The organism is Flavobacterium succinicans LMG 10402 (genome assembly GCF_000611675.1).
Classification (GTDB): domain Bacteria; phylum Bacteroidota; class Bacteroidia; order Flavobacteriales; family Flavobacteriaceae; genus Flavobacterium; species Flavobacterium succinicans.
On sequence record NZ_JATV01000010.1, the window covers coordinates 115,535 to 130,577 of the forward strand.

Consider the following 15,043-nt stretch of genomic DNA (forward strand, 5'->3'; position numbering starts at 1 on the left):
AATTGAGACTTACTCGTGATTATTTTTTCAAAAATGACTTTTAAAGTTGCTTTTCAAACAATTGAATTTGACTTTTAAGCCGTTCGATTAGCATAGTCATCATTCTTTTATTCAGGTTGGAAGAATTTTGAATGTAATTTTGATACTCTTCTAAAGTAAAGAGGGCAATAATGGTTCCTTTTAAAGCATTTCGAAATTTTACATCTTTTTGAATTGAATTCTCAACCAAAGCGAGCTTTTTTTCAAGGGAAAGTTCATGAAAATCTCTTTTATTTTTGTTGATGTAATGCTCAAACATTGCGAGGAACAAATCATTCTGAAGCTTCAATATCGGCCTAAGCACTTGATTTTGAAATTTTTCTTCAGTTGAAGATTGAGCCGTTATCACTCCAATTGTATCGCCTCTGAATTCTTTTAACAAAAGTTCACGCTGTGTCATTTTTTTTCTTTAAAGTTAATCAAAAAGGCAGTTTATTTTTTTATAAATTTGAAGATAAACCTAAAAGAAATGAGATTTCATACCAGAAAATGGGTAAAACCCGAAGATTTAAACCCAAACGGCACCTTGTTTGGAGGTCGTTTGTTAGCTTGGCTTGATGAAGAACTAGCACTGTACACCATCATTCAGCTCGAAAATTCCAGAATTGTAACCAAATACATGTCTGAAATTAATTTTACCAGTTCAGCCAGACAAGGCGATATTATTGAAATTGGGATTGATGTGGTAAAGTTTGGTAGGACGTCTTTAATTTTAAAATGTGAAGCGCGCAACATGATGACAAGAGAAACCATTATTACCATTGACAAAACAACTATGGTTAATTTAGGAACCGATGGAAAACCACAGCCGCATGGGAAAACAGAAATTGAATTTGTGAAAGACAGATTATAAAATAGACCCGAAATAAACATGCCCCAAAAAGTGAGATACTATTCGGGGCATTTTTATAGAAAGAAAATTCAAACAGGATTATGTAATTTCTGCCTTAAATCTAGCTTATTACAGTGACTCCGTTTTTAAAAAAGTATGATCGGAAGGCATCTCATAAAGTTCCAAATAAAAATAGGGTACCGAGGCAATAACATGATCAAAAATATCGGCCATAATGTATTCGTAATTGACCCAGCGTTTGTCTGTTGAAAAGGCATAAATTTCTAAAGGCATTCCGTGCGGCGTGGGCTGAAGTTGACGACACATCATGGTAAGATTTTTATTCAAACCAGCATGTTGATGCAAATATTGATTGATATACTTTCTGAATAATCCTAAATTCGTCATGTTTCGACCATTAATTGCCAACGATTTATCAATAGCATTCGCTTGATTAAACCTTTCAATTTCAGCTTTTCGAGTTTGAATATAGGGCTGAACCAATTCTACTTTTTGTAAATTATCTAATTCAAAATCTTCTAAAAATCGAATCGTACTCGCTTTGATTAAAATATGTCTTTTAATTCGTCTTCCATCAGAATTAAGCATTCCTCGCCAGTTTTGAAACGAATCCGAACTTAAACTATAAGTAGGTATCGTGGTGGTGGTATTGTCAAAATTACGAACTTTTACGGTAGCCAAATTAATTTCGATCACGTCACCATCAGCGCCATAACGTTCCATCGTAATCCAATCACCAATACGAACCATATCATTTATAGCAACTTGAACACTAGCTACAAATCCTAAAATGGTATCTCTAAAAATCAAAATGACGATAGCAGAAACAGCTCCTAAAATAGTTAGCATTTCTTTTTGACTAATCCCGAAAATTTTAGAAATAATGACAGAGATGCCAAACATCCATAGCACTATCATAATGACTTGAATAAAACTATCTACGGGTTTATCACTAAACCTTGGGATTTGTTTTAAATAATCCTGAGTAGTATTTAATAGGGATCGAATGATCCATAAAATCAATAGTACGATGTAGACGCCAACTAATTTCCCAAAAACATCTTCCCAGTAATCATAACGTTTTAAAATTATAGGTACTGATTTGTAAATCAAAGTAAACGGGATTAGCTGCGCAATATAAATTACCGTTTTGTTGGATATGATCAAATCATCAAATTTGGTTTTTGTCTTTAGCGCAATAATAGCCATTGCTGTCACAAACAAAAAACGAAATAGCATATAAATGGAATAGGTCAGAATGATCAAAACAATGATATTCAACACTAGACTTACATAGGAAGAAAACGAATAACCCAAACCCCATCCTCGAAATATAGGGTAGAGGAAATTAAAAATATGATCCAAAATATTACCCATTGCTCAAATATTTCTTTTCAATATAAAAAGTTCCAAACGGAATTAAAGAGCCCAAAAGGATAATTAATAACGTAAGAAAAGACCATTTTTGCGCGTTTTTTAGGAGTACAGCCAATACAACATACCCAATAAACAATACACCATGACTCATACCAATTGGATACAATAAAGTTTTATATATTTCTAAATTATTGGGTTTGATAAATAACATATTCGCTAATAAAATCAGATAGGAGCATCCTTCTAAAATGGCAGTAATTTTGAATGTTTTGAACATTTTGATTGTATTTTTTTTATTTAAGGCCCAAAATTAAGGATTCTTATTGATTATAACGTTTGTGAACTCAAAGTAATTTACATTTACACTTTCAACACTTGAAGATGAGTAAACGCGATCTAAAAAAATATGTTGCTCAGTTAACAAAAGAGCAACTGGAAGAACAAATTTTGGAATTGTACGATAAACTAAGTACCGTAAAAGTGTACTATAATTTTGTCTTTCAACCTAAAGAAGAAGAGTTGATTCGTGAGGCCAAAACCAAAATTGCAAATGAATATTTCCCAGTTATGAAATCAGGGGCCAAAAGACAACCTAAAGCAAAAATGAGACGATCGGTTGCTCAAAAGTACATTAAGCATTTTGTCACACTTGGCGTAGATCCGTATCGTATAGCCGATGTAATGCTTTTTGCCATTGAAATAGGACAAACCCATGCTTTAGAAAACAAAACAACTTCAGATGCCTATTTAAAAAGTACTTTCAACTCTTTTGCGCAAGCGTTAGACTTTTGTATCCGTCATGGAATTTTTGTTGATTTCAAAAGTAGAATGGAGGCCATCACTACTGAAATTACCTTACAAAAATGGAAAAATAGTGCTGATTTTGAAATAGTACTAGAAAAAACAACCAAATTTTAAAGCTGCTTAATAAAATTATTGGTTTCAGACTATAAAAATTTATTTTAATAGTAGTGCAATAACTCTTTTTAAAGCGTAGTTTTGCAAAAATCCAAAATTTATAATGTTAGAAGACGCTTTAGAAATTCAAGTTGAAGTTAAAAAAGAATTATATGCTTATCAAAAAGGTGACATTGACGCCATTTTTGAGCGCATAGATAACGCCCCAATCAATCATCATTTATTATATCAATTACCAACAGGTGGAGGAAAAACGGTTGTTTTTTCTGAAATCGTACGTAGATATTTATCTCAACATGATAAAAAAGTAGTGGTTTTAACTCATAGAATCGAATTGTGCAAGCAAACCTCGAAGATGCTGAAAGGTTTTGGAGTTAAGAACAAAATCATCAATAGTAAAGTCAAAGAATTACCCGATCAAAATGATTATTCTTGTTTCGTTGCTATGGTCGAAACCTTGAAAAACCGTATCAATGATGAGAAATTACACTTAGACAATATTGGATTGGTCATTATTGATGAGGCGCATTATAACTCTTTCAGAAAATTATTGAATTCATTCAAAAACGCCTTTATACTTGGAGTTACAGCTACGCCGCTAAGTTCCAACATCAAATTACCGATGCATCAAAGTTACAATGAACTTATAGTTGGAGATACCATTGGTTCACTAATCGAGAAAGGATTTTTGGCTCGTGCGGTTACTTATAGCTATGATGTTGGTTTGACTTCATTGAAAGTAGGTATTAATGGTGATTATACCGTTAAATCATCAGACGACCTTTATACCAATACCCTAATGCAAGAGAAATTATTGTATGCCTATACTGAACGCTCTTTGGGAAAAAAAACATTGATTTTTAATAATGGTATAAACACTTCGCTATATGTTTACGAAACTTTTCGTGAGGCAGGATATCCTATTCGTCATTTAGACAATACTAGTAATAATGACGAGCGTAAAGAAATATTGCACTGGTTTAAGCATACACCGGATGCCATTTTAACGTCGGTTGGAATTTTAACTACAGGTTTTGATGAACCTACAGTGGAAACCATTATCTTAAATAGAGCGACAAAATCGTTGACTTTGTACTTTCAGATGATTGGACGTGGCTCTAGAAAATTACCTGGAAAGGATGAGTTTACCGTAATTGACTTAGGAAACAATGCCGCTCGATTTGGTCTTTGGAGTGAACCAGTAAACTGGCAACATATTTTTAAATCGCCCGAATTTTATCTTGAAAATCTTAGAGACGATCAAGAAATTGAATTGCATTTTAAATACCAAATGCCTCCAGAATTAAGAGCGAAATTTAGTAAAACTGAGGTGGTAACCTTTGATGTTGATGAAGAACATAAATTAGCGATCAAGCAGAATTTACGTTCCAAAGTAGTGTTGGATAAATCCTTGGATCAGCATGCTTCTATGTGCGTTGACAATACAGAATTACCTCAAGAAGCTAGGGCGTTAGCCAAAGAATTAGAGGATGATATTGACTGCAGAATTAAGCGTTATTCCAAATGTTTAAGCCAATGTAGTAAAAATTACCGCGAATGGTTAGTAGATGATTATAAACAAAAGCTAACCTTACTTATTGGCAAAAAATACCGTGAAAAAATCATGAATGAATTAGATTAAAAAATGTAGAGTGCTACTTAAAAATCACTTTTCAATTTAGTTCACTTTTAAATTATAACTATAATACTTACTCATATGTCAAAACAATTCTCCGATTTAGGGCTTTCAGCACCCATTGTAAAAGCGATTACCGAAAGGGGAATTGTTATACCAACTGAAATTCAAGCAAAGATTATTCCTCTAGCATTAAGCAACAAAACAGATCTTGTTGGAATTGCCAAAACAGGTACAGGGAAAACTGCCGCTTTTGGCTTACCCATTTTGAATTTAATTGACAGCTCAAAGCAATCGATTCAAGCTGTAATTTTAGTGCCCACGAGAGAATTAGGGAATCAAATTTTTGAAAATTTAACCGAATTTTCAAAATATCAACCAGAAGTTTCAATAGCAGTGACCTGTGGAGGAGTCCCAATCAAACCTCAAGTAGAGCGCTTGTTGCGACCTACACATATTATCATTGCAACTCCTGGTAGACTTATCGACTTAATTGAGCGTAAAGCAATCAACTTAGCTCATACTACATTTTTGGTATTGGACGAAGCAGATGAAATGGTTTCAGTACTAAAAGACAGTATTGATACTATTATTGCCGAATTACCAAAAAATCGTCAAACTCTTTTGTTTACCGCAACATTACCCGGAACTATAAAACAGCTTATTCAAAATTACCTAAATAAAAATGTTGTTCAAGTTAGTGCCAACATGGAAACCATGGGTAATCAAGGCATTGATCACCATTACATAGTGGTTGATCCCATTGAAAAGTTAGATGTTTTGATGCATTTTTTAAATACTAAAGAAGGGGAGCGCGGTATCATTTTTTGTAAAACTAAAGCTGCTGTAAATAAATTGGCTAAGAATCTGGCGATCAATAAATTTTCGTCTGGAGCATTGCATGGTAGTTTATCGCAAGGAATACGTGATCGAATTATGGGCCAATTCCGCCAAGGACATATTAATATACTGATTGCAACCGATTTGGCCGCACGTGGCATTGATGTAGCAGCTATTTCATATGTTGTAAATTATCATCTACCTGATACTTATGAAGCCTATGTACACCGAAGTGGACGAACCGCTAGAGCTGGAGCCAAAGGATTATCATTGACCGTTTTACAACCAGAAGAAGAAGTTGAAATTACTGATTTTGAAAAAGAGTTAGGCATTCAATTTTCTAAATATCAAAAACCTTCGTCGGCTAGTATTGAAGAAAATAATGCTTTTTTGTGGGCAAAACAGATTTTTAAAACAAAGCCAAATCACGAATTGGACACTGAGTTTAAAACTAAAATAAAAACAATTTTTCATCATTTAACCAAAGAAGAATTGATCGAGAAACTGATTGCAAATTATTGGACACAAAACAAACTAGATATTCAAGAAAAGCCAGTTAAAAAATTTAAAGGCTAAATAAATTTTTAAACTTATATTTTAAAGTACAATCATTTGTAATGAATGATTGTATTTTTTTAAAGATTATAATTTACAAAAATATACTTAGTTTTAATACAGTTCAAAAACAAGTATTTTCTATTGTCATCTTTTGAACTATAATTTATATTATGTAAAATAGAAAAATGTAAAATTGAAACTATTTAAATATAATTACAATATACAGATTACATACCGATTTAGCATTTTTAAAACTTAAGCAAAAAAAAACACCTTCAGTCAAAGGTGTTTTACTTTTATTTTGAGAATATTATTTTACTTCAAATCCTATAATCCAATTTTCCCAAGCTAATTCAATTCTAGTCTTCAAAATTCTATATTCTAATTTTTCTATTAGATTATCTGATTTTTGATTATCAACCGTTACGCGTAATTGATCACTTGCTGCTTTATAATCATAAGAACCCCATTGCTTAGCGACTTTGTTAAAAATTATAATACTTTGTTTTTTACTTGGTATTATAAAAAAAGAATAGCTGCCTGCTGGTAATTGCTTTCCCTCAATACTAATGGTTTTATCAGTAACAAAAGTTGTAGCATCGTTTGCACCCGCTCGCCAAACTTGTTCAAACGGCACTAAAGCTCCCCAAATAGCACGTCCTTTAACCGAAGGACTTCCGTATTTAATAGTAATAGTAGCGCCATTAATGTTGCCTGTTACTGATTCTGCAGGACTTCCTGCTTTTGTTTGTGACCAACCAATTACACTTAATAAAAAGAAGAAAAATAATACTAATTTTTGTGAGTTTGTTTTCATGCTTTTTTTAGTTAAATTTAGTAGTTAAAAGTACTTTAAGTCTAGCTATATTTGTAAATAAAACTCATTTTTTAAGAAATAATTTTGATATTTGTAAATCAATGAGTTAACCATTACATTTCAGTATAACTAATTTTAATTATTTTTTTATACGACCTTAAATCTTACTTTTTATTATGAATACAGTGGCTGAACGTATTGCTGATTTTCTTAAAGAATATCCACCCTTCAACAACTTAACTTTTGCTGAGCTTTCTGAAATTGCAATAAACATTCGAGTTATCTATCTTGAAAAGCATCAAACATTATTTCAAATTAATGATATTCTTCATGACTGTTTTTACGTAATTGCATCTGGAACCGTTAATTTATCTGTTATTTCTGATGCAGAAGAAACGCTTTTACACAAATGCAATCAAGGTGATATTTTTGGCTTACGTCCTTTTTTTGCTAAAAATAATTACATGATGACCGCAAAAGCTCGTGAGGAAAGCATAGTGTACGCTATTCCAATTGCCGTATTTAGGCCTTTTGTGAGCAATAATTCAATGGTTTTGAATTTTTTATTAGAAAGTTTTGCCGCCACCTCAAGATTTTCTAACGATAAAGATAAATATGGGAATGCGATGATTTCTGATAATGTTTTTTTTCCAGAACAACAATCTGAAATTCAATATTTCCAATCACTTTCATATAATACTTCACCGTTAACCACTACTTCCAAAACAGTCATTAAAGATATCGCTCAAATAATGACAGAAGAAGTTGTGAACAATGTTTTAATTTGTGAAAAAAACTATCCAATTGGCATTGTAACGGATCAAGATATGCGATCCAAAGTGGCAACTGGACGCTATTTGATTACGGATACTGTTGATAAAATTATGGATTCACCAGTAATTCCGGTAGTTGAAAGTATTTCATTGGCAGAAGCTCAATTACTAATGCTAAAACATAATGTTACGCATTTATGTGTTACGCTTGATGGTACTACGCAATCTGTAGTTAAAGGAATTATATCCGAACATGACTTGATTATTGCACAAGCAAGCAATCCTGGAGTAATGATCAAAGAAATTAAGCGATCTTTAACTTCCAAAGATTTAAAACAAATCCGTGAACGATTGACCGATTTGATTCAAAATGCAATTAATAAGAATATTCCCCTTTATCACGTAGCTAATATTGCCAGTGAGATCAATTTAGCAATTATAAAAAGAAGTGTAGAATTGTCTATATTAGATATGGGCTCCCCTCCTGCTCGTTTTGCTTGGTTTAGTATTGGGAGTCAAGGGCGTAAGGAGCAATTATTGTTTACAGATCAAGACAGTATGTTGATTTTTGAAGATGTACCAGCCGATCAATATCGTAATGTCAAAGATTATTTTATTAAATTAGCCAAAAGAACAACATCAACATTAGAAAAAGTAGGCTATCCTGTTTGTCCAGAAAACCATATGGCTGGCAATTTGCAATGGAGTAAATCATTATCAGATTGGATCAAACAATTCAATAGTTGGATGAATACTCCTGGAGAAAACAGTAACAATATGAGTAGTATATTCTTCGATTATGAGTTGGTTTTTGGAGACGACAAGTTAGAGGAAGCTATTGGAAATGTAGTTTTGCAAAACGCAAAAAACAATACCTTATTTTTTGACTTTCTCGGAAACCATGTTTTAAAAAATAATACTCCGCTTACTTTTTTCAAGAAATTCATTTTAGAGGAAGACGCTATCAATCGTAATAAATTTGATATTAAAACACGTGCACTAATGCCGTTAATTGATGGAGCTCGATTATTTGCTTTATATTTCAATTTGAAAGGAATAAACAATACCTATCTCAGATATAAGCAATTGGCCATTGTCGATCCAAATAATGAAGAGATTTATTTGAATTGTGCGGATGCTTTTATTACATTGTCTAAAATTAGAACTAATGAAGGGTTAAAAAATGATGACTCTGGACAATACATACCGGTAACCGAAATGTCAAAATTGGATAAGGACAAATTAAAAATGGCTTTACAGCCAATGAAAGATTTAGAAGAATTAATTAAAGGCAAATTTAAACTTACACAATTTTCATAGTATGCTAGATTGGCTTAAAAATATAAATAAAGATTTTCCGGATTTTTGGAAAAAATATTTGGAGAAATTTGAATCAAAACCAGATAAAATCATTGTGTTTTCAACTGAAACTTCAGGAATGAACTCCAACAAAGATGTGATTTTATCTATTGGCTCCTTTCAAATCGAAGAGTCAAGTATCGCTATGGGCCAAAGCTTTGAGGCAGTTTTACTACAATACAAATATTTTCATGATAATGGACTATCCAATGAATTTATTGTGGATAGCAAAATGAAAAAATTGGTCGAAATGGATGCTATTCAGATGTTTGTGGATTTCATTGGAAATGCTATTTTAATTGGGCATCATGTTGATTTTGATGTCGAAATGATTAATGCATCTCTAGAAAAACTAGGCTGTGGACGATTGAAAAATCAGGCACTTGATGTTGATGTAATGTATCGAAAGATTAATGACATTACAGACAAACAATTTTCATTAGATGAACTCTGTAGCATTTATAAAATTCCAAAAAGTGACAGACATTCTTCATCAGAAGACGCTTTTAGAATTGCGCTTTTATTTTTAAAATTAAAAAATAAATTAGACTTGAAGTTTTAATCTTCTAACATTATTCCATTGCAAAATTGTCGATGATGCATAATAGCAACTAACTTTTGTTCGTGAGTAATAAAATGTAATCAGTAAGAAACACTATTGTTTTTATGAATGAATTCTTGTCGTGCAATACTTTTAATTTTCAAAAACAGCTCTTTTCAGCTAACTACTTGTATAGATACGCTGCGGATTTAATTCCGTTTTTAATAATAAAATGGATTATTAATTGCTACAATACCTTCAAAAGTATTTGAAGGATGGCAAACGATGCGTTTTGGCTATCATTTTGTAGGATTTAATTTTTCTTCAATTATCTCGAGAGCCGCCTTCACATTGGTCATTCGTTCCATTGAAGTATTATCGATCACAATGTCGAATTTTTCTTCAATATCTAGAACAATATCGACTAAGTTGGAGGAATTTATATTTAGATCTCTGATAAAATCTGTTTCCTCTGACAAGGACTCTAACATTTCTGCATTTTGAACATAGGGCAAAATTATATTCTTAAGCTGTTCTATTTTATTTTCGTTGTAAGTTGACATTAATGGTTTTAGTTATTAGTTAGACTTCCATTTCTTGAAAATGATACAAGCATTTACATCTCCAAATCCAAAACTGGCTTTAGCAATATACTCCATTTTTTTGTTTAGTGCAACAGTTGGTATTTTTGAGGGATCAATCCATTCTGTGATTTCAGGATGTAAATCTTCACAATTGCAATTGGGGAAAATGAAATCATCATGTAATTGTAAGACGGTAGCAACACTTTCAATACTTCCTGCTCCAGAAAGACAGTGCCCAACCATTGATTTTAAAGAATTGATATAAGGAAAATCCTTTCCTTGTAATTGTAATGCCTTACACCAATTTTCAATTTCAAATGAGTCTTTACTTGTGGCTGTTACGTGTCCATTAATCGCATCCAGTGCTGAGGCATTAATTTCTGCATTAAGCAATGCGTCTGTAATGCATTTTTGAACAGCTACTCCATTAGGTGCCGTCATAGAGCCATTCCCTCTTTGACCACCCGAATTACAATTCCCTCCAATTATTTCAGCATAAATTGTGGCACCTCTAGCAATAGCTGTATCCAAATCCTCAATAACCAACGCACCTGCCCCACTACTCGGAACAAAACCGGAAGCTGAAGACGAAAAAGGTCTTGAAGCCTGCGTTGGCGTTGCATTATGTTTATATGTACAAACTTTTAAAGCATCGAATCCTCCCCAAATATAAGGCCCCGAATCACTGGTACTTCCCACCAACATCCGATTGGACAAGCCTGACTTTATTCTTTCAAATCCCATTAAAATGCTTTCGGTTCCTGTAGTACAGGCCGATGAATTTGTAGTGACTTGATTTCCTAAACCTAATTTTCCACCCAAATAAGCGCTAACACCGCTATTCATGGTTTGTGCCACGGTAGTGCTTCCTAATCGACGGGTTTGCAAGTCGTCAATTTTGTATATACTTTCCCTAAATTTTTCAATTCCTGAAGTTCCTGTTCCAAAGATAGTTCCGCTGTTCCAGTCGGGTGATGTATCGTTTTTAATACTTAAACCTGCATTTTTCCAAGCTTCCATGCCTGCAATAACACCATATAAAATACCTGTTGCTTTAAAATTTTTCAGTTCAAGTGCCGTAAAATATTCTAGAGCCAAAGCTTCAGAAATAGTTGGCTTACCTGAAACTTGACACGAAAAAGCTAATTGTTCTAATTCGGGATCAAACGCAATACCTGAAATCCCATTTTTTATAGCATGTGCAAAAGCTGAAACCCCTACTCCATTTGGAGCAACTACGCCTAAACCAGTAATTACAACTCTTTTTTTCATGTTATGCTATTTTTTATTTCATCATTCCTGCTAAAAAACCTTTGCAAACCACTTCCTTTTTTTCATTTTCCATCCAAACTTTACATTTTAGTTTTCCAAATCTAAAATACACTTTTTCTGAATACACCGTAACTTTTTCATTTGGAAAAACAGGTTTTAAAAAATTGATTTCACTTGATGTTAAAGCAATTAGGATCCCTTCATTAAACTTATCATTTAATAAAAAAATACCCAAACAGACTAATCCAATTTGAGCCATCGTTTCGGTTAAAATAACACCTGGCGTTACAGGTCGATCTTTAAAATGACCTTGATAAAAATCCAAATTTTCATCATACCTATAAGTACCAACCACTCTATTCTCATCAATAAAAAGAAGCGAATCCACAAACAAGAAAGGCTTTGTATACGGTAAACCAGCAATAATTTTTTGCATAAAGTAGGTATTTAAAATTCTAAAAGAATGCGTTGAGCCGAAAAACCTGGGCCAAAACTTAACATTAAACCTTTAGATCCTTTTATGGGTTGCTGTTTCAGAATTTCCTCTAAAACAAACAAGACCGTTACACTAGACATGTTGCCATACAATCGTAAGATTTTTTTAGTAGCCTCAATATTTTTACCCAATCCTTCAAAAAGAGCTTCTACTGTTTGAATGATTTTTTTTCCACCGGGATGAAAAATTAAATGATCAATGGCTGAAATAGTGAGATCATTTTTCTTTAGAAAAGGATGAATGATCGCTGGAAAATGTGCTGCTATTGTTTCGGGGACTTTAGGATCTAATACCATTTGTAGCCCAGAAGGCATTAATTCAAAGCCCATCATATCAATAGCATCATAAAAATGATACATTTCTTCTCCAATAATAGTTGAACCTTCGGCCTCAGCTTCTGAAGACAACAAAACACAGGCAGCACCATCACCAAAAATGGCAGCACTCACAATATTAGCCATGGAAAAATCGTCTAATAAAAAAGTCGCGGTTGGGCTTTCAACAGCAATAACTGCAGCTTTTTTTCCTGGATTTGCTTTTAGAAAATTTTTGGCATAAATAATACCTGAAATTCCAGCTGCACAACCCATTTCGGTAACGGGTAAACGAACAACATCAGATCTCATTTTTAATCGATTAATCAGATACGCATCAAGTGAAGGAATCATTATTCCGGTACAACTTACAGTGATAATAAAATCAATATCGGTTGCTAACCAGTTCACATTTTCTAGCGCTTTTAGTAATACTTTTTCACCCAATTGAATGACTTCGCGCTTGTAAATTGCATTACGCTCCGCAAATGAAGTTTGTGTAAAAACCTCCAACGGATCCATGATAGAATAGCGTTTATCTACTTCGGCGCCTTCGAATATCTTTTTTACTTTTCGAATAAATCGATCGTCTTGACCCTCTAGCCAAGTGTCTAAAAAAGGAATAATTTCATGCGTTGCCTTTGAAAAATTGGGCAATTGTTTGGCTACTGTGCAAATCTTAACTTTCATAATTTTGAAATTATCCATTGATATCTAAAAGCCCATTTCAATCTCACACTAAAGTGTTTTGGATGTATTATTTTTGAGAATGCGAACAATTCTTCTTTTTTAAACCCTCGTAATATTGACGTTAAACCATCTTGTCGCGACATACGATTTAAACGAAAAACAAAACAAACAGCTTGAAACAACCTATACGCCAACGCGCTTCGATGCAAATCATTAATAACGATCCCTAAATTGGCATTAGCATATAACATTTGTAACAAAGTCACAATTTCATCATCTTGAAAATGATGCAATGTTAAGGTACATAAAAAAATATCAGCTCTTTTTTGCTTAAAGGAGGGATCAAAAATGTTTTCGCAACTATAACGAATAGTATTGAAATTTTGTGATAATTGTGTAGCATGTGCAATGGTATAAGCATTAGCATCAATACCTATCAACTCAAAATGGAGCGCATTCTTCTTTCCAAAATTTGCAATGGTACGAAGCATATCACCGTTACCACAACCCAAATCAATAATCCGAATGGTTTTTGAAGGATCACAATTTTTCAATAGCTTTTCAATACCTGATACTGTTACGGAATTGCCTCCTAATAACTGATTTATTTTGGCAATTTTATCAAGTGCCTCTCTTAATTCGTCGCCCTCTAACGAAAAATCATCCATGATTTCCTCTGCAGAGGTACGATAAGTTGTTGGTACAAATACATTCATTTATGCTATAGGTTTTCCGTGAGTTTGTTTAATGATTTGTTGTAATAGAAAAGGGAAAATTTGCAAAATTTGAAGTACAATCAAAGTTAGTATTGGCTTTTCTAAAATTTTACTTAGCCATTTACCAAATTGAAGTCTTTGTTTGAAAGTTGCATTCCATCGACTTGTATATTCCTGCTCGAAGACCAATCTATTAGTAACACTGTTGCTTAAAAAATCTGTAGTGAGTTCGGAGGCAATTTTAGCACTATGAATCGCCATGGCCATTCCATTACCACAGAAAGGATGGATGAGACCTGCAGCATCTCCAATCATTAACACATGATTAGAGACAGCTTCTTTATCATCAAATGAAAATTGACTAATGGTTAATGACTTTTCAAAAACAGGAGTACAACTTTGCAATATTGTTTTCAATTTTTCATTTTTAAAAAGGACTTCTTCCTGAAATGTAGCAATGTTTTTATATTTTTTAAAAGATATAAAATTCGTGATGTAACAGATGTTGATTACATCATTTTCGATTTTTGAAACACCACAATACCCACCTTTAAAATGGTACAATCCAACCATATTATTTTTAAAAACACCAGTGTAGTGATTTTTTACGGCCAACCAAGGTGCTTCTTTATGTATAAATTGCCGATCCATCTTGTAATCTAAATTGGCTTTTTTTCCAAAAGCACCAAGCACAACGGTAGCATGAATAGTTTTTTTTTGTGCTGTCTCTATAGTAAACACTTCATTATCAAAAGAACAATTTTCTACTTTATCTTTCAGGATTGTACAGCCGTTTGAAAGGGCTTTTTTATACAAAAGAAAATCCAAAGTATAGCGACTAATACCAAATCCACCTAGAGGCAAGGGTTGTTTTACGCTTTTACCTATTAATGTTGAAAACTCAAAATGATCAATTGAAGATGGATTGGCCTCTTTGAAAGGAACGTCAAGAAATTCAAGATAACTTTTGACTTCATTCGAAACATACTCACCACAAACTTTATGCTTGGGAAAGTCGTTTTTTTCAATAATCATTACCGAAATACCGTTTCGAGATAATTGTATTCCTGCCGTTAATCCAGCTAGACCAGCACCTATTATTACTACTTCTTTTTTCATGATATCAGTAAATGTAATCAATTGTTTTTACATAAATACCAATAAAGAGAATCAAGCGTAAAATAGTAAGTACTTTCAAAATAGAAGTAATTTCACTAAACAAAAAAAACTGCTTTTGTGTTTCAAAAAGCAGTTTTTGAC

At 32.9% G+C, this 15,043-nt stretch carries 16 protein-coding genes; 6 read left to right on the forward strand and 10 right to left on the reverse strand.

The features are described from left to right. Nucleotides 1-40: 40 nt before the first annotated feature. Entirely contained in the window at nt 41-439 is a 399-nt protein-coding gene (locus AO58_RS0111285) for a hypothetical protein (protein WP_024981806.1), read from the reverse strand. 69 nt (nt 440-508) lie between these two features. On the opposite strand from AO58_RS0111285, the gene AO58_RS0111290 reads away from it, so the two are divergent. Further along, nucleotides 509-892 carry an acyl-CoA thioesterase gene (locus AO58_RS0111290; protein WP_024981807.1) on the forward strand — a complete coding sequence of 128 codons (384 nt, stop codon included), beginning with the start codon at nt 509-511 and terminating at the stop codon, nt 890-892. Nucleotides 893-1,000: 108 nt separating this feature from the next. On the opposite strand, the gene AO58_RS0111295 is transcribed toward AO58_RS0111290, so the two are convergent. Together AO58_RS0111295 and AO58_RS0111300 are read right to left on the reverse strand one after the other, a co-directional pair. Beyond that, nucleotides 1,001-2,269, reverse strand: a complete 1,269-nt coding sequence (locus AO58_RS0111295; protein ID WP_024981808.1) for a mechanosensitive ion channel family protein — start codon at nt 2,267-2,269, stop codon at nt 1,001-1,003. After that, nucleotides 2,262-2,546 carry a DUF3817 domain-containing protein gene (locus tag AO58_RS0111300; protein ID WP_024981809.1) on the reverse strand — a complete coding sequence of 95 codons (285 nt, stop codon included), beginning with the start codon at nt 2,544-2,546 and terminating at the stop codon, nt 2,262-2,264. The genes AO58_RS0111295 and AO58_RS0111300 overlap by 8 nt, the downstream gene beginning before the upstream one ends. A 104-nt stretch (nt 2,547-2,650) precedes the next feature. Here AO58_RS0111300 and AO58_RS0111305 point away from each other — a divergent pair, with 104 nt between their 5' ends. The 3 genes from AO58_RS0111305 to AO58_RS0111315 all read left to right on the forward strand — a co-directional run bounded on the left by AO58_RS0111305 (nt 2,651) and on the right by AO58_RS0111315 (nt 6,239). Further along, entirely contained in the window at nt 2,651-3,187 is a 537-nt protein-coding gene (locus AO58_RS0111305; protein WP_024981810.1) for a DUF6155 family protein, read from the forward strand. 103 nt (nt 3,188-3,290) lie between these two features. Then, nucleotides 3,291-4,829, forward strand: coding sequence for a DEAD/DEAH box helicase (locus AO58_RS0111310; RefSeq protein ID WP_024981811.1), 1,539 nt, complete (start codon nt 3,291-3,293; stop codon nt 4,827-4,829). A gap of 75 nt (nt 4,830-4,904) precedes the next feature. After that, nucleotides 4,905-6,239, forward strand: coding sequence for a DEAD/DEAH box helicase (locus AO58_RS0111315; RefSeq protein WP_024981812.1), 1,335 nt, complete (start codon nt 4,905-4,907; stop codon nt 6,237-6,239). Nucleotides 6,240-6,531: 292 nt separating this feature from the next. Here AO58_RS0111315 and AO58_RS0111320 read toward each other — a convergent pair whose 3' ends face one another. Then, nucleotides 6,532-7,038, reverse strand: coding sequence for a DUF2911 domain-containing protein (locus AO58_RS0111320; RefSeq protein ID WP_024981813.1), 507 nt, complete (start codon nt 7,036-7,038; stop codon nt 6,532-6,534). A 176-nt stretch (nt 7,039-7,214) separates the two neighbouring features. Between AO58_RS0111320 and AO58_RS0111325 the strand changes: the two genes are divergently transcribed. Both AO58_RS0111325 and AO58_RS0111330 read left to right on the forward strand, forming a co-directional pair. Next, nucleotides 7,215-9,131, forward strand: a complete 1,917-nt coding sequence (locus AO58_RS0111325; RefSeq protein ID WP_024981814.1) for a DUF294 nucleotidyltransferase-like domain-containing protein — start codon at nt 7,215-7,217, stop codon at nt 9,129-9,131. A 1-nt stretch (nt 9,132) separates the two neighbouring features. Continuing rightward, a complete protein-coding gene (locus AO58_RS0111330; protein ID WP_024981815.1) occupies nt 9,133-9,732 on the forward strand; it encodes a 3'-5' exonuclease in 600 nt (199 codons plus the stop codon). 278 nt (nt 9,733-10,010) lie between these two features. Here the strand turns inward: AO58_RS0111330 and AO58_RS0111335 are convergent, their stop codons facing one another. Genes AO58_RS0111335 through AO58_RS0111360 form a run of 6 tightly spaced genes read right to left on the reverse strand, consistent with a single transcriptional unit; the run spans nt 10,011 to nt 14,902 of the window. Then, nucleotides 10,011-10,274, reverse strand: a complete 264-nt coding sequence (locus AO58_RS0111335) for an acyl carrier protein (RefSeq protein WP_024981816.1) — start codon at nt 10,272-10,274, stop codon at nt 10,011-10,013. Between the two features lie 15 nt (nt 10,275-10,289). After that, nucleotides 10,290-11,567 carry a beta-ketoacyl-[acyl-carrier-protein] synthase family protein gene (locus AO58_RS0111340; protein WP_024981817.1) on the reverse strand — a complete coding sequence of 426 codons (1,278 nt, stop codon included), beginning with the start codon at nt 11,565-11,567 and terminating at the stop codon, nt 10,290-10,292. Nucleotides 11,568-11,580: 13 nt separating this feature from the next. Continuing rightward, nucleotides 11,581-12,003 carry a 3-hydroxyacyl-ACP dehydratase FabZ family protein gene (locus tag AO58_RS0111345; RefSeq protein ID WP_024981818.1) on the reverse strand — a complete coding sequence of 141 codons (423 nt, stop codon included), beginning with the start codon at nt 12,001-12,003 and terminating at the stop codon, nt 11,581-11,583. An 11-nt stretch (nt 12,004-12,014) separates the two neighbouring features. Then, entirely contained in the window at nt 12,015-13,067 is a 1,053-nt protein-coding gene (locus AO58_RS0111350) for a type III polyketide synthase (protein ID WP_024981819.1), read from the reverse strand. Beyond that, complete coding sequence (locus tag AO58_RS0111355; RefSeq protein ID WP_035717710.1) at nt 13,064-13,783, reverse strand: methyltransferase domain-containing protein; 720 nt, start codon at nt 13,781-13,783, stop codon at nt 13,064-13,066. The genes AO58_RS0111350 and AO58_RS0111355 overlap by 4 nt, the downstream gene beginning before the upstream one ends. After that, on the reverse strand, nt 13,784-14,902 hold the full coding sequence (locus tag AO58_RS0111360; RefSeq protein WP_024981821.1) for an NAD(P)/FAD-dependent oxidoreductase: 1,119 nt from the start codon (nt 14,900-14,902) through the stop codon (nt 13,784-13,786). Nucleotides 14,903-15,043: the final 141 nt, after the last annotated feature.

Bases quoted from the DNA above. Each gene is read 5' to 3' on its own strand.
- AO58_RS0111335 (WP_024981816.1), bottom strand. From the start codon at position 10,274: ATGTCAACTTACAACGAAAATAAAATAGAACAGCTTAAGAATATAATT.
- AO58_RS0111315 (WP_024981812.1), top strand. From the start codon at position 4,905: ATGTCAAAACAATTCTCCGATTTAGGGCTTTCAGCACCCATTGTAAAA.
- AO58_RS0111330 (WP_024981815.1), top strand. From the start codon at position 9,133: ATGCTAGATTGGCTTAAAAATATAAATAAAGATTTTCCGGATTTTTGG.
- AO58_RS0111325 (WP_024981814.1), top strand. From the start codon at position 7,215: ATGAATACAGTGGCTGAACGTATTGCTGATTTTCTTAAAGAATATCCA.
- AO58_RS0111345 (WP_024981818.1), bottom strand. From the start codon at position 12,003: ATGCAAAAAATTATTGCTGGTTTACCGTATACAAAGCCTTTCTTGTTT.
- AO58_RS0111360 (WP_024981821.1), bottom strand. From the start codon at position 14,902: ATGAAAAAAGAAGTAGTAATAATAGGTGCTGGTCTAGCTGGATTAACG.
- AO58_RS0111350 (WP_024981819.1), bottom strand. From the start codon at position 13,067: ATGAAAGTTAAGATTTGCACAGTAGCCAAACAATTGCCCAATTTTTCA.
- AO58_RS0111295 (WP_024981808.1), bottom strand. From the start codon at position 2,269: ATGGGTAATATTTTGGATCATATTTTTAATTTCCTCTACCCTATATTT.
- AO58_RS0111300 (WP_024981809.1), bottom strand. From the start codon at position 2,546: ATGTTCAAAACATTCAAAATTACTGCCATTTTAGAAGGATGCTCCTAT.
- AO58_RS0111285 (WP_024981806.1), bottom strand. From the start codon at position 439: ATGACACAGCGTGAACTTTTGTTAAAAGAATTCAGAGGCGATACAATT.
- AO58_RS0111340 (WP_024981817.1), bottom strand. From the start codon at position 11,567: ATGAAAAAAAGAGTTGTAATTACTGGTTTAGGCGTAGTTGCTCCAAAT.
- AO58_RS0111305 (WP_024981810.1), top strand. From the start codon at position 2,651: ATGAGTAAACGCGATCTAAAAAAATATGTTGCTCAGTTAACAAAAGAG.
- AO58_RS0111290 (WP_024981807.1), top strand. From the start codon at position 509: ATGAGATTTCATACCAGAAAATGGGTAAAACCCGAAGATTTAAACCCA.
- AO58_RS0111320 (WP_024981813.1), bottom strand. From the start codon at position 7,038: ATGAAAACAAACTCACAAAAATTAGTATTATTTTTCTTCTTTTTATTA.
- AO58_RS0111355 (WP_035717710.1), bottom strand. From the start codon at position 13,783: ATGAATGTATTTGTACCAACAACTTATCGTACCTCTGCAGAGGAAATC.
- AO58_RS0111310 (WP_024981811.1), top strand. From the start codon at position 3,291: ATGTTAGAAGACGCTTTAGAAATTCAAGTTGAAGTTAAAAAAGAATTA.